Source organism: Micromonospora sp. U56 (genome assembly GCF_018070095.1).
GTDB lineage: Bacteria > Actinomycetota > Actinomycetes > Mycobacteriales > Micromonosporaceae > Micromonospora > Micromonospora purpureochromogenes.
This window is the reverse complement of record NZ_JAGPYL010000007.1, coordinates 60,465-73,836: the sequence shown is the minus strand read 5'-3', so window position 1 is coordinate 73,836 and position 13,372 is coordinate 60,465. Positions and strand designations below refer to the sequence as shown.

Genomic DNA, 13,372 nt, shown 5'->3' with positions numbered 1-13,372 from the left:
CCGCCAGCCCTCCTCCGCCCAGAGCAGCCGGACCGGCGCGGTGACCGGCAGGCCGAACGCCCAGTCGGCCGGCTCGCCGAGCCGGTCCACCCAGGAGCGGACGTCCCGGGCGGCCACCGACACGTGCACCAGCCGGCCGTCCACCTCGACCAGGTACGCCTGCCGCGCGGCGTACGGGGTGCGGCCGGGGCCGGTGGACCGGCCGGTCGCCCCCGGGGCCGGCCGGGCGGGGCGGTCGTCGTCGGCGACGAGCACGTCGAGGTCGACGTCGCTGTGCGCGGTGGCGGCCCGGCGGGCGTGGCTGCCGCGCAGCAGGATCCCGACGACGGGGCGTTCAGCGCCCTCGCGCAGCCGGGTCGCCCAGTCGTCGAAGAAGGTGCCCGCCAACAACGGAGCGTGATCCACCGCGCCATCGTGCCGTGCGCCCCATCCGGCTGCAATGCCCGATGACGGACACGGTGTCCGATGACGGACACCCTGTCCGTTCAGGAGCTAGTGCCCCACGGTTCGCATGGATGCCTCGGGATACCTTTCGCCGGCCACCGCGCCGGCGGGAACCGCCGCGCCCAGCCGGTCCCGCTGCTGAGGGGTGAGCCGGACGTCGGCCGCCGCGGCGTTCTCCTCCAGGTAGCGGACCCGCTTGGTGCCGGGGATCGGCAGGATGTCCTCGCCCTGGGCCAGCAGCCAGGCGAGCGCGGCCTGGGCCGGGGTGCAGCCGATCTCCTCGGCCACCGCGCGCACCGCCGCGACCAGCCGCAGGTTGGCGTCGAGGTTGCCCTCGGCGAAGCGCGGCACGCCGGTCCGCCAGTCGTCGGCGGCGAGCTGGTCGCGACCGCTGATCGCCCCGGTCAGCAGCCCCCGCCCGACCGGCGAGTACGCCACCAGCGCCACCCCCAGCTCCCGGCAGGTGTCCAGCATCTCCCCCTCGACGTCCCGGGTGAACAGCGAGTACTCCATCTGGACCGCGGTGACCGGGTGCACCGCGTGCGCCGCCCGCAGCGTCGCCGGGCTGACCTCGCTGAGCCCGATCAGGCGGACCTTGCCGGCCTCGACCAGCTCGGCCAGCACGCCGACGGTCTCCTCGATCGGCGTGCGCGGTTCGCGCCGGTGCAGGTAGTACAGGTCGATGGTGTCGACCCCGAGCCGGCCCAGCGAGGCGTCGCAGGCCTCCCGGGCCCAGGCGGCGCTGCTGTCCACGTACGCGCCGGGGGTGCCGGTGCCGCCGAAGCCGTCGCCGCTGGTGCGGTTGCCGAACTTGGTGGCCAGGAAGACCTCGTCGCGGCGGGCCCGCACCACCGGGGCGAGCAGCCGCTCGTTCGCGCCGGCGCCGTACATGTCGGCGGTGTCCAGGTGGTTGACGCCCAGGTCCAGGGCCCGGTGCAGGGTACGGGTGGACTCGGCGTCGTCGCGGCCCCCGTACGCGAAGCTCATGCCCATGCAGCCCAGCCCGATGGCCGAGACCTCGGGGCCGGTGGCCCCCATCCGTCGGCGGATCATCGACCCTCCTCGGCCCGGCGGTAGAGGTCGATCTTGTAGTTGAGCACCGTCAGGTCCTCCTCCAGTTCAACCATCCGGGCCAGCACCCGGGCCCGGTGCGCCTCGAACAGCGCCCGCCGGGCGCCGAGCGTGCGGTCGCCCTGCCGGGCCAGTTCGGCGTACCGGCGCATGTCGCGCACCGGCATCCCGGTGCGGCGCAGCCGGGTGAGCAGGAGCAGCCAGTCCAGGTCGGACTCGGTGTAGCGGCGGCGCCCCGCCGAGTCCCGGCCGACCGGGGCGACCAGCCCCTCCTGCTCGTACCAGCGCAGCGTGTAGGTGGTCAGGCCGACCCGGGCCGCCGCCTCGCCCACGGAGAGGGCCGGTTCCTGCGTGCTGATGTCCACGCCACTCAGGCTTCCAGTTCGAGAGCACTCGAAGTCAACCGTTGCGCCGGTCCGGGTATCTCATCTAGCGTTGAGTTCAACAGCTGATGAGTTTTGGAGGTGGGCGGTGGAGGACGCAATCACGGTCCGCGACCTGGTCGTCGACCGGGGCCGGCGGAGGGTGCTGCACGGCATCGACTGCACCGTCCCCCGTGGCTCGGTGACCGGGCTGCTCGGGCCCAGCGGCAGCGGCAAGACCACCCTGATGCGGGCGGTGGTGGGGGTTCAGGTGATCGACTCGGGCACGGTCACCGTGCTGGGCCGGCCGGCCGGCTCGGCCGACCTGCGCCACCGGGTCGGCTACCTGACCCAGGCGCCCAGCGTCTACGCGGACCTGACAGTCCGGGAGAACGCCCGCTACTTCGCGGCGCTGCAGGGCCGGCACGCGGCCGACGCCGACCGGTCGGTCGCCGACGTCGGGCTGGCCGACGCGGCCACCCAGCTGGTCGGCACCCTCTCCGGGGGGCAGCGTAGCCGCGCCTCGCTGGCCTGCGCCCTGGTCGGCGACCCCGAGCTGGTCATCCTCGACGAGCCGACGGTCGGCCAGGACCCGGTGCTGCGGGCCGACCTGTGGGCCCGGTTCCACGAGATGGCGGCGGCCGGCACCACGCTGCTGGTCTCCAGCCACGTGATGGACGAGGCGGCCCGCTGCGACCGGCTGCTGCTGATCCGGGAGGGTCGGCTGGTCGCCGACGACACCCCCGACGCGATCCGGGAGCGCACCGGGGTCGACGACCTGGAGGAGGCGTTCCTCCGGTTGATCCGGTCGAGCGAGGCGGGCCAGCAGCCCGCGGGTAGGCAGGCGTGATGAACGCGCGGATTCTGGCCGTCACCACCGGGCGCATCCTGCGCCAGCTGCGGCACGACAAGCGCACGGTGGCGCTGCTGGCGGTGGTGCCGACGGTGCTGCTGACCCTGATCTACTACATGTACGCCGACCAGCCCGCCGCCCCCGGGCAGCCGTCGACCTTCGACCGGGTCGCCCTGATCATGCTGGGCTTCTTCCCGTTCATCGTGATGTTCCTGGTGACCAGCATCGCGATGCTGCGCGAGCGCACCACCGGCACGCTGGAACGGCTGCTCACCACGCCGCTGCACAAGCTCGACCTGCTCTTCGGCTACGGCATCGCGTTCGGGCTGGCCGGTGCGGTGCAGGCGACCATCGCCGCGGGCGTGGCGTACTGGCTGCTCGGGATGGAGACGGCCGGCAGCGCCGGGCTGGTCATCCTGGTCGCGGCGCTGAACGCCGTGCTGGCCGTGGCGCTCGGGCTGTTCTGCAGCGCCTTCGCCCGCACCGAGTTCCAGGCGGTCCAGTTCATGCCGGTCGTGGTCGCCCCGCAACTGCTGCTCTGCGGGCTCTTCGTGCCGCGCGGCCAGATGGCCGGCTGGCTCCAGGCGGTCAGCGACGCGCTCCCCCTGTCGTACGCGGTCGAGGCCCTGCAGGAGGTCGGCGCGCACGCCGAGCCGACCGGCACCATGTGGCGGGACGTGGCGATCGTCGCCGGTGCGGCGGTGGCGGCCCTGGTGCTCGCGGCGGCGACCCTGCGGCGGCGCAGCGGATGACGCCGCGCCGCACCGGCCGGCGCCCCGGCAACCCGGACACCCGGCAGGCCATCCTCGCGGCGGCCCGGACGACCTTCGCCGAGCGCGGCTTCGACGCGGCCTCGATCCGGGTCATCGCCGCCGCCGCGGGGGTCGATCCGGCCCTGGTGCACCACTACTTCGGCAGCAAGGAGGAGCTCTTCCGGGCCACCGTCGAGATCCCGCTGGACCCGGCGGAGCTGCTTCCCGTCGTGCTGGCCGGCGGGGTGGACGGCGTCGGCGAGCGGCTGGTCCGGACGTTCCTCGGGGTGTGGGACTCGCCGGCCGGCAAGGCGGCGGTGGCCCTGCTCCGCTCGGCGGTGAACAACGACTGGACGGCCCGGCTGCTGCGCGAGTTCCTGGTCACCCAGGTGCTGCGCCGGGTGCTCGACCACCTCGACATCCCGCCGGCGGAGCTGTCGCTGCGCGGCTCGCTGGTGGCCACCCAGATGATCGGCCTGGCCATGATGCGGTACGTCATCCGGCTGGAGCCGGTGGCCTCCGCCGACCCGGAGACCCTGGTCGCGGCGCTCGGCCCGACCGTGCAGCGCTACCTCACCGGCGACCTGGCCTGACCGGTCAGCGCCCCTCGGCCGCCGGCCGGGCGCCGGCCGCGCGCGGGCAGAGCATCGGGTGCAGCAGCCGGGACAGCTCCGCCGGGTCGGCCACCGAGTGCGGGAAGGCCAGCCGGGCCCGCCGCCGGTCGCTGGGTCCGCCGTACGCGACCACCAGGCCGTACCGGTCCAGCCGCACCACCCGGGGCCGGCCGCCGGCCAGGTCGAGGTGGCCGCGCAGGTAGGCGGTGACCTGCGCCTCGTGATGGTCGGTGAGGTCGGCCAGCAGCTCGGGCTCGATCGCGTGCAGCGGGTCCGGCTCGGCGGCGGCGTAGTCCCCGGGGTCGACGCGGCGCACGGAGTCGGCGCCCTCCAGGCGGGCCTCGACCACCTCGAACCGGTGCAGCCGGAACCGGGTGCCGACGTCGAGCAGGTCAGCGGTCGGGTCGACGGCCGCGAAGTCGGCCGCCCCGCGCCGGGCGTCCGCGCCCCGCAGCGGCGCCGCCCAGCCGGAGACCCAGGCCCGGCCGAGCGACGGCGCGCCGGGTGCCGGGGGCAGGTCCAGCACGTCGAGCACCACCGCGACGTCGTCGTCGGCCCCGGGGTCCAGCTCGGCGGCGAGGTCGCTGACCACCGGCACGAGCATCAGCACCCGTCCCTCCGGGTCGGTGGCGTGCCGGACGTGGTACGGGCCCGGGCGGTGCGCGAGGTGCACCAGACCGGGGAGCCGACCGGCGACCAGGGTGCGGACGATCTCGGCGGGGCTCGGTCCCATCGGGGCACCTCCTGCATAGGTTAGGCTTACCTAAGTAGCACCCTAGAACACCCGAGCGGAGACGTCCACGTGAACCACCCCCGCCCCAAGGCCCGCCTCTCCCGGGCCCTCGGCATCCCTCTTACCCGCAAGTGCGTCCAGTACCTCGAACGCCGCCCCTACCCGCCGGGCGTGCACGGCCGGGCCCGCCGGCGCACCTCCGACTACCAGGTCCGGCTGCTGGAGAAGCAGCGGCTGCGGCACCAGTACAACGTCAGCGAGGTACAGCTGCGCCGCGCCTTCGAGGAGGCGGCGCGGGACGCCGGCAAGACCGGCGAGACGCTGGTCGCGCTGCTGGAACGGCGGCTGGACGCGGTGGTGCACCGCGCCGGCCTGGCCCGCAGCATCTACCAGGCCCGGCAACTGGTCGCCCACGGGCACCTCACCGTCGACGGGCGCAAGGTCGACCGGCCGTCGTACCGGCTGCGGCCCGGTCAGGTGGTCGCCGTCCGCGAGCGCAGCCGGCAGCTGCCGCCCTTCCAGCTCGCCGCCACCGGGGCGAACGCGGACGAGGGGCCCGGCCGGCCGTACCTCTCGGTCGACCTGACCGGCCTGCGGGCCACCCTGCTGCGCGAGCCGGCCCGGCACGAGGTGCCGGTGATCTGCGACGAGCAGTTGGTGGTCGAGCACTACTCCCGGTGAGCCGACCGGATCCGGCGCGCGACGCGCCGGATCCGGCTCAACGGTTCAGCGGGTCTGCTCCAGCCAGGAGGCGTAGAGCAGGGCGTAGACCGACTCCGGGTCGCGGACCAGCTCGTCGTGCGGGCCACGCTGCACGACCCGGCCCCGGTCCACCACGATCACCTCGTCGGCCGCCTGCGCGGTGGAGAGCCGGTGCGCGATGGCCAGGGTGGTCCGGCCCCGGGTGACCGCGTCCAGGGTGCGCTGCAGGCGTACCTCGGTGGCCGGGTCGACGGCGCTGGTCGCCTCGTCGAGCACCAGCAGGTCCGGGTCGGCCACGTACGCCCGGGCGAGCGCCACCAGCTGCCGCTCCCCCACGCTCAGCGACTCGCCCCGCTCGCCGACCGCGGTGGCCAGCCCCGACGGCAGGCCGTCCAGCCAGTCGGCCAGTCCCAGCTCGGTGAAGGCCGCGGTGAGTTGCGCGTCGGTCAGCTCGGGGCGGGCGAACCGGACGTTGTCGCCCACCGTGGCATCGAAGAGGAAACCGTCCTGCGGCACCATCACCACCCGGGCGCGCAGCGAGTCGAACCGCACCCGGTCCAGCGGCACCCCGGAGAGCAGCACCTGCCCGTCGGTCGGGTCCATCAGCCGGGTGAGCAGCTTGGCGAAGGTGGTCTTGCCGCTGCCGGTCTCGCCGACCACCGCCACCCGGCTCTTCGCCGGGATGTCGAGGGTGACGTCGTGCAGCACCGGCGGGCCGCCCGGGTACGCGAACGTCACCCCGGCGAAGCGGATGTCCAGCGGGCCCGGCGGCAGCTCCCGCCCCTGCTCGCCCGGGTCGGCCACGTCCGGCGCGACGTCGAGCACGTCCAGCACCCGACGCCAGCCGGCGATGGCGTTCTGCGCCTCGTTGAGCACCTCGGTGGCGATCTGCACCGGCTGGATGAAGAGCGTGACCAGGAACAGGAACGCGGTGAGCTGGCCGATGGAGAGCGAGCCGTCCACGCCGAGCAGCACCCCGAGGACCACCACGCCGGCCAGCGCCAGGCCTGCGGCCAACTCCCCCACCGAGCTGCCCAGGATGCTGATCCGGATCGCCCGCTGCTGGGCGTGCTGCTGCCCCTCGATCGCGGTGTCGAGCCGCCGGGCGGTGCGCCCCGCGATGCCGTACGCCCGGATCACCGGCGCGCCGACCACGCTCTCGGCGATCGTGCCGAGCAGGGTGCCCGTCCGCTGCCGGACCACGCCGTAGGCGGCGCCGAGCCGACGCTGTAGCTGCCGGATCACCAGCACCGCCGGCGCGAAGGCGACGAGCACCACCAGGGTCAACTTCCAGGAGTACGCCAGCATCACGGCCGTGGTGACCAGGAGCTGACCGAGGTTGACGAGCAGGATCACGCCGCCCCACTGGAGGAACTGGGTGATCTGGTCGACGTCGCTGGTCACCCGGGAGACCAGCGACCCACGCCGCTCGGACTGCTGGTGCAGCATCGACAGGTCGTGCACGTGCCGGAACGCCCGGGTCCGGACATTGGCCAGCGCGGTCTCGCTGACCGTGAACAGCCGGCGCATCATCAGGTACCCGCAGCCGGTGGTGACCACCAGCACGGCCGCGGTGATCGCGACCACCTGCCACACCACGGCCAGGTCCAGGCCGCCGACGATGCCGCCGTCGATGCCCCGCTGCACGGCGACCGGCACGGCCACCCGGCCGACCATGTAGACCAGGGCCAGCGCGAGGGTGCCGGCCAGCCCGATCCGCAGCTCCGGGGAGAGCGCCAGGCCGCGCCGCAGCGTCCGCCAGGTCGTCTCGGGACGCTCCTGCGGCTCCTCGCGCCGCTCCGGCTCCACCGTCGTCGCGCTCACCGGACCGACCTCTCGTTCGCGACTGCGGGGCTCCGCTCCGCTGCACTCCTCGCGCTCACCGGGCCGACCTTTCGTTCGCGACTGCGGGGCTCCGCTCCGCTGCACTCCTCGCGCTCACCGGTCCACCTCGATCTCCAGGCCCGAGGTCAGCGGCGCGACCTCGTCGTACGTGCGGTTCTGCTCGCGTTCGTGCTCGGCCTGCTCGTACGCGGTCACCAGGTCGGCGTAGCCGGGCACGGTGGCGAGCAGTTCGGTGTGCGTGCCCCGGGCCACCACCCGCCCCTGCTCCACGTAGATCACCTCGTCGGCGAGGGCGATGGTCGCCCGCCGGTACGCGACCACCAGGATCGACGCGGCGGCGCCCTGCCCCCCGGTCGGAGCGCGCAGCCCGGCCAGGATGGCCGCCTCCACCCTCGGGTCGACGGCGCTGGTCGCGTCGTCGAGCACCAGCAGCCGGGGCCGGCCGGCGACCGCCCGGGCCAGGGTGAGCCGCTGCCGCTGCCCGCCGGAGAGCGAGGTGCCCCGCTCGCCGACCATGGTGTCCAGCCCCTCGGGCAGCGCGGCGACGAAGCCGTCCGCCTCGGCCAGCCGCAGCGCGGCCCACACGTCCTCGTCGCCGATGCCCGGCCGGTCCAGCGTGATGTTGGCCCGCACGGTGTCGTCGAAGACGAACGGCACCTGGGCGACCAGGGCGACCGTCGCCGCCAGCGAGTCCGCGGCCAGCTCGCGCACGTCGACGCCGTCCAGGGCCACCGTGCCGGCGCGCGGGTCGACCAGGCGCACGGCCAGCGAGGCGATGGTGGACTTGCCGGCGCCGGTCGGGCCGACCAGGGCGACCGTCTTCCCGGCCGGCACGGTGAAGGTGACCTCGCCGAGCACCTGCGTGCCGGGCAGGTGCGCCTCGGCCGGCTCGTAGGAGAAGCAGACGTCGGCGAAGGCGAGCGTGGCGGGTGCCGGCTCGGCCGGTTCGAGCCGACGCTCGCCGTACGGCATCTCGCCGGTGGCGTCCAGGACCCGGCGGACCCGGTCCCAGCCGGCGACGCTGCGCGGCAGCTCGGCGAGGACCCAGCCGATGGCGCGCACCGGGAAGGCCAGCACGGTGAAGAGGAAGGCGACGCTGACCAGCTCGGCGACGCTGATCGCGCCCGCCCGCAGCCGGAACGCCCCGACCACCAGCACGGCGAGGGTGCCGAGGCTGGGCAGCGTCTCCAGCAACGGGTCGAAGACGCCGCGCAGCCGGCCGACGGAGATCAGCGCGTCGCGCAGCTCGCCGGCCCGGGCGGAGAACCGGGCGGTCTCCTCGGCCTCGCGGCCCATCGTCTTGACTACCAGGGCGCCGTCGAAGCTCTCGTGGGCGATGCCGCTGACCTCGGCGCGCAGCCGCTGGGCGCGGGCCTGCCGGGGCGCCATCCGCCGGGAGTAGACCACGTTGAGCGCGAAGAGCGCGGGGAACACGGCCAGCCCGACCAGGGCCAGCGCCCAGTCGGTGAGGAAGAGCGAGACGACCGCCCCGACCAGCATGACCAGGGTGCCGACCGCGAAGGGCAGCGGGGCGATCGGGTACCAGGCCGCCTCCACGTCCGAGTTGGCGTTGGACAGCAGCGTTCCGGTGGCGTTGCGCTGGTGCCAGGCCAGCGGCAGGTCGAGGTAGCGGCGCGTCACCCGACGGCGGTAGGCGGCCTGGAGGCGGAACTGCATGTAGCCGGCGCCGAGCCGGCGGCCGAAGATGCCCACCACCCGCAGCACGCTGATGCCGAACAGCGCCGCCGCGGCCAGGACCAGCGCGCCCGTCCCGACGTCGCCCCGGGCGACGGCCGGCACCACCACCTCGCCGACCACCGCGCCCACCACGTACGCGCTGGCGATGACCATGAGGCCGAAGAGCACGCTGCCGCTCACCGCTACCGCGAAGATCCGCGGTTGTTCCCGGATCGCCTTGCCGAGGACCGACAGCCCCCTGCCCAGCACGTCCCGACTTGTCCCGCTCGCCACACTGTCCCCCGCCGTAAGCCGCACTGTTCCCCCTCATCCTTACCGCTCCCGGCCACCTCCGCCGACCCGGACCCGGTATGTCCGCCGTCACGTGCGCTCTGGCACACTCCGGCGCGCCCCGGTCACCGCGGCACGCGCTCCGGCGCGCCGACACCGGCCGGCGCGCCTACCATCACCCTCATGCCGCGGTACGCCCGATCGGAGCGCGAGGCGCTCGTCGATCTCATGCTGGAGCTGGGACCGGACGCGCCGACCGTCAACGAGGGGTGGACGACCCGCGACCTCGCCGCCCACCTGGTGGTCCGCGAGCGTCGCCCGGACGCCGCCGGCGGCATCGTGCTGCCGCCTTTGCGCGGGTACGCCGAGCGGGTGCGCCGGCGGGTCGCCGCCCGCCCCTGGGCGGAGCTGGTCGGCCTGGTGCGCCGCCCGCCGCTGTGGAGCCCGGTGAGCAACCCGCTCACCGACGAGCTGGCCAACACCCTGGAGTTCTTCATCCACCACGAGGACGTGCGGCGGGCTGCGGCGGGATGGCGGCCGCGTGACCTGCCGGCCGGCCTGCGGGCGCGGCTGTGGAAGCCGGCCTCCCTGCTGGCCCGGGCGGCGTTGCGCCGGTTCCCGGCCGACCTGCTGGTGCAGGCGCCCGGTCACGGCGAACTGTCGGTGGGCCGGGGCGGCGAACGGCTCCGGCTGGTCGGATCGCCGGGCGAGCTGGCGCTCTTCCTATCCGGCCGGCAGCGGGTGGCCCGGGTCCAGGTCGACGGCTCCGCCGGCCTCGCCGACCGGCTCCGCCACGCCTCGCTCGGCCTTTGACCTCCCGGCCCGACACCGTCCGGCCGGCGCGACCGTCCGCGACCAAACGCGCCGCGGCGCGGGGTGATCAGAAATGCTGCTCGGCTGGTCGATGGATTCCGGGAAGAGCTGGACGATTGCCGCCCGCGACGGTTCCGGGTGTGCAGAACCGGTCACGAGGAGTTTTCCCACCATGCGCGCCCAGCGATTCCCGCCAATGTGAGGTGTCGTACTCTTCTGCGCGCCGATCCCGTTCCGGGCGGCGGACGAGGGGGGCCACCATGCGCGGCATCGCCGGGTCGGGACTGCACGAGCCCCCCTTCCTCGCCCGCCGGCATTCCGCCACCGGCCGGGTCGCTGCGGAGAGCCTGACCTGGGCCCGGAGTCTCGGGCTGGTCGAGGACGGACCACGCTGGCATCGGCTGCGGGCCGCGGACGCCGCCGAACTCGCCGGCCGGGCCTGCCCACGGGCGCCGGTCGACCGGCTGCGGCTGCTCACCGACCTGATCACCTGGCTGTTCGTGGTGGACGACAGCTGCGACGAGGACGACCTCGGGGCCGAGCCGGGCCGGCTCGCACCGACCGTCGGCACGCTGCTGGACGTCCTCGACCGGCACGGCGCCGACGGCGGGGCGGCACCCGCCGACGGGCCGCTGGGCGTCGCGCTGGCCGACATCTGCCGGCGGGTACGCGAGCGCCGCCGCCCGGCGCTGCTGCTGCGGCTGGTGGCCCAGTTGCGCGAGTACCTGCTGGCCCTGCTCTGGGAGGCGGCCAACCGGCAGCACCGGCGGGTGCCGGAGCTGACCGAGTACCTCCAGCTGCGCCGGCACACCGGCGGCGTACGCCCCAGCCTCACCCTGACCGACCTGGCGTACGACGTCCAGCCGGGCCCGGCAGGGCGCACCGACCCGGCGGTGCTCGCCCTCGACGACCTCACCACCGACCTGGTCTGCTGGTGCAACGACCTCTTCTCGCACCGCAAGGAGCTGCGCGGCGCGCCCGACCCGCACAACCTGGTCACCGTCATCGCGGCCCGTACCGGGCAGGACGTCGACAGCGCCGTCCGCACGGCGGCCGGACTGTTCAACGACCGGCTGGACCGCTATCTCGTCGGCGAGGCGGCGCTGGCCGACGATCCGGCCATGGCACCCTTCCTGGAGGTCCGCAGTTCCTGGATCCGGGCCACCTACGACTGGTCGCTGCGGGCCGTCCGGTACGCCTGAGCGTTCCACCTCGCGGGACACAATCGGTTCACAGCTTTCGGGGCTAGCCGAGGCCCCGGTGCAGGCAATACTCTTCGGTAACCGCAGAACGGCGTGACCCCCGTCACGTCCATCCACCCCTGAAGGCGGCTACAGCGATGGCTCTCGATGTAACATACCGTTCCATCCCCGACATGTTCCTCAAGCGCGTGGCTGCCACCCCCGACCGGCACGCGTTCGCCCACCCCGCGCCGGACGATTCCGGCCCGGTCTGGCTGACGTGGGAGCAGGTCGGACAGCGGGCCAAGGCGGTCGCCGCCGGCCTGCACGGCCTGGGCGTCGGCTCGGAGGATCCGGTGGCGATCCTGGCCAACACCCGGCTGGACTGGGTGATCGCCGACTTCGGCATCATGTGCGCCGGCGGCGCGACCACCACGGTCTACCCCACCACGGAGCCCGAGGACGCGGTCTACATCATCGCGGACTCCGGCTCGCGGGTGCTCTTCGCGGAGAACCCGGCCCAGGCGGCAAAGATCGCCGGAGCCGACCTGCCCGCGCTCACCCACGTGGTGCTCTTCGACGGCGCCGCCGACCCGGCCGCGGCCGTACCCCAGCTCACCCTCGCGGAGCTGGAGGAACAGGGTGCGCGGGCGCTCGCGGCCGAGCCGGACCTGATCGAGCGGCTCGTCGCCCCGATCGGCCCGGACCACCTGGCCACCCTGATCTACACCTCGGGCACCACCGGCCGGCCCAAGGGCGTGGAGCTGCTGCACGGCGGCTGGTGCTGGGAGGGCGTGGCGCAGGCCGAGATGGGGCTGCTCCGCGAGGACGACCTTCAGTACCTCTGGCTTCCGCTGTCCCACTCGTTCGGCAAGACCCTGCTCTGCGGCGCCACCCACGTCGGCCTGCCGACGTACGTGGACGGGCGGGTGGACAAGCTGGTCGAGCTGCTGGCCGTGGTCCGGCCGACGCTGATGTGCGGCGCGCCCCGGGTCTTCGAGAAGGTCTACAACAAGGCGGTCACCACGGCCCAGGGCGCCGGCGGCGCGAAGGCGAAGATCTTCGCCTGGGGCGTGCGCACCGGCAAGGAGAAGGTCGCGCTGGAGCAGGCCGGCCAGCCGGTCCCGGCGGGGCTGAAGCTCAAGTACGCGCTGGCCGAGAAGCTGGTGTTCAGCAAGCTCCAGGCCCGCCTCGGCGGCCGGATGCGGGTGCTGGTCTCCGGCGCGGCGCCGCTGAGCAAGGAGATCGCCACCTTCTTCGCCGCCGCGAACCTGCCCATCTCCGAGGGGTACGGCCTGACCGAGACCAGCGCCGGCAACTTCGTCAACCCGCCGGAGGGGCTGCGCATCGGCACCGTCGGCAGGGCGATGGGCGACCTGGAGTGCCGGATCGACACCGACGGCGAGATCCTGGTCAAGGGCACGCCGGTGATGCGCGGCTACCACAACCTGCCCGAGGAGACGAAGGCCGCGTTCACCGAGGACGGTTTTTTCCGCACCGGCGACATCGGCAGCCTCGACGACGACGGCTACCTCCGGATCACCGACCGTAAGAAGGACCTGGTCAAGACCTCCGGCGGCAAGTACATCGCCCCGTCGCACATCGAGGGCATGTTCAAGGCGATCTGCCCGTACACCTCGCAGGCGATCGTGGTCGGCCAGGCCCGCAACTACTGCACCATGCTGGTCACCCTGGACCCGGACGCGATCAAGGGCTGGACGGCCGGCGGCCCGCTGGAGGGCCGGGACTACGCCGAGGTCGTGGCCTCCCCCGAGGCGAAGGCCATGGTCGAGGAGTACGTCGCGCAGCTCAACGCGAAGCTCAACCGGTGGGAGACGATCAAGAAGGTCACCATCCTGCCGCGCGACCTGACCATCGAGCACGGCGAGATCACCCCGTCTCTCAAGATCAAGCGACGCGGCGTGGAGACCAACTTCGCCGCCGAGATCGACAAGATGTACGAGGGCACGTTGGCCGAGCTCTGACCGCCTCGGGTGGCCGTGGCCGGTTCCTCCGCCGGGCACGGCCACCCAG

At 73.9% G+C, this 13,372-nt stretch carries 12 protein-coding genes; 7 read left to right on the top strand and 5 right to left on the bottom strand.

All coding sequences use genetic code 11. The annotated features are described in order from the left end of the window. Window positions 1-492: 492 nt before the first annotated feature. Complete coding sequence (locus KBX37_RS05155) at window positions 493-1,497, bottom strand: aldo/keto reductase (protein WP_210774770.1); 1,005 nt, start codon at window positions 1,495-1,497, stop codon at window positions 493-495. Then, window positions 1,494-1,880, bottom strand: coding sequence for a MerR family transcriptional regulator (locus KBX37_RS05150; RefSeq protein ID WP_210774769.1), 387 nt, complete (start codon window positions 1,878-1,880; stop codon window positions 1,494-1,496). The genes KBX37_RS05155 and KBX37_RS05150 overlap by 4 nt, the downstream gene beginning before the upstream one ends. A gap of 106 nt (window positions 1,881-1,986) precedes the next feature. On the opposite strand from KBX37_RS05150, the gene KBX37_RS05145 reads away from it, so the two are divergent. From KBX37_RS05145 to KBX37_RS05135, 3 genes are read left to right on the top strand one after another with little or no spacing between them, the layout of a single operon-like run. Then, window positions 1,987-2,727 carry an ABC transporter ATP-binding protein gene (locus tag KBX37_RS05145; protein WP_210774768.1) on the top strand — a complete coding sequence of 247 codons (741 nt, stop codon included), beginning with the start codon at window positions 1,987-1,989 and terminating at the stop codon, window positions 2,725-2,727. Then, window positions 2,727-3,482 (top strand): ABC transporter permease, encoded by a 756-nt coding sequence (locus tag KBX37_RS05140; protein ID WP_210774767.1) that lies wholly within the window; start codon window positions 2,727-2,729, stop codon window positions 3,480-3,482. The genes KBX37_RS05145 and KBX37_RS05140 overlap by 1 nt, the downstream gene beginning before the upstream one ends. Continuing rightward, the gene (locus KBX37_RS05135) at window positions 3,479-4,075 is read left to right on the top strand and encodes a TetR family transcriptional regulator (protein WP_210774766.1); all 597 of its coding nucleotides are present in this window, start codon (window positions 3,479-3,481) and stop codon (window positions 4,073-4,075) included. Before KBX37_RS05140 ends, KBX37_RS05135 begins: the two co-directional genes overlap by 4 nt. A 4-nt stretch (window positions 4,076-4,079) precedes the next feature. Here the strand turns inward: KBX37_RS05135 and KBX37_RS05130 are convergent, their stop codons facing one another. Then, window positions 4,080-4,829: a DUF2470 domain-containing protein gene (locus KBX37_RS05130; protein WP_210774765.1), complete on the bottom strand. Its 750-nt coding sequence runs from the start codon at window positions 4,827-4,829 to the stop codon at window positions 4,080-4,082. Between the two features lie 69 nt (window positions 4,830-4,898). Between KBX37_RS05130 and rpsD the strand changes: the two genes are divergently transcribed. Continuing rightward, window positions 4,899-5,510: a 30S ribosomal protein S4 gene (gene rpsD / locus KBX37_RS05125; protein WP_210774764.1), complete on the top strand. Its 612-nt coding sequence runs from the start codon at window positions 4,899-4,901 to the stop codon at window positions 5,508-5,510. 45 nt (window positions 5,511-5,555) lie between these two features. Here the strand turns inward: rpsD and KBX37_RS05120 are convergent, their stop codons facing one another. Next, window positions 5,556-7,355 carry an ABC transporter ATP-binding protein gene (locus KBX37_RS05120; RefSeq protein ID WP_307848954.1) on the bottom strand — a complete coding sequence of 600 codons (1,800 nt, stop codon included), beginning with the start codon at window positions 7,353-7,355 and terminating at the stop codon, window positions 5,556-5,558. Between the two features lie 114 nt (window positions 7,356-7,469). Further along, window positions 7,470-9,347 carry an ABC transporter ATP-binding protein gene (locus tag KBX37_RS05115; RefSeq protein WP_210774763.1) on the bottom strand — a complete coding sequence of 626 codons (1,878 nt, stop codon included), beginning with the start codon at window positions 9,345-9,347 and terminating at the stop codon, window positions 7,470-7,472. 180 nt (window positions 9,348-9,527) lie between these two features. On the opposite strand from KBX37_RS05115, the gene KBX37_RS05110 reads away from it, so the two are divergent. The 3 genes from KBX37_RS05110 to KBX37_RS05100 all read left to right on the top strand — a co-directional run bounded on the left by KBX37_RS05110 (window position 9,528) and on the right by KBX37_RS05100 (window position 13,323). Further along, window positions 9,528-10,157, top strand: a complete 630-nt coding sequence (locus KBX37_RS05110) for a TIGR03085 family metal-binding protein (protein WP_210774762.1) — start codon at window positions 9,528-9,530, stop codon at window positions 10,155-10,157. Between the two features lie 260 nt (window positions 10,158-10,417). Beyond that, a complete protein-coding gene (locus tag KBX37_RS05105) occupies window positions 10,418-11,359 on the top strand; it encodes a terpene synthase (RefSeq protein WP_210774761.1) in 942 nt (313 codons plus the stop codon). Window positions 11,360-11,496: 137 nt separating this feature from the next. Then, the gene (locus tag KBX37_RS05100) at window positions 11,497-13,323 is read left to right on the top strand and encodes a long-chain fatty acid--CoA ligase (RefSeq protein WP_210774760.1); all 1,827 of its coding nucleotides are present in this window, start codon (window positions 11,497-11,499) and stop codon (window positions 13,321-13,323) included. The last annotated feature ends 49 nt before the right edge of the window (window positions 13,324-13,372 follow it).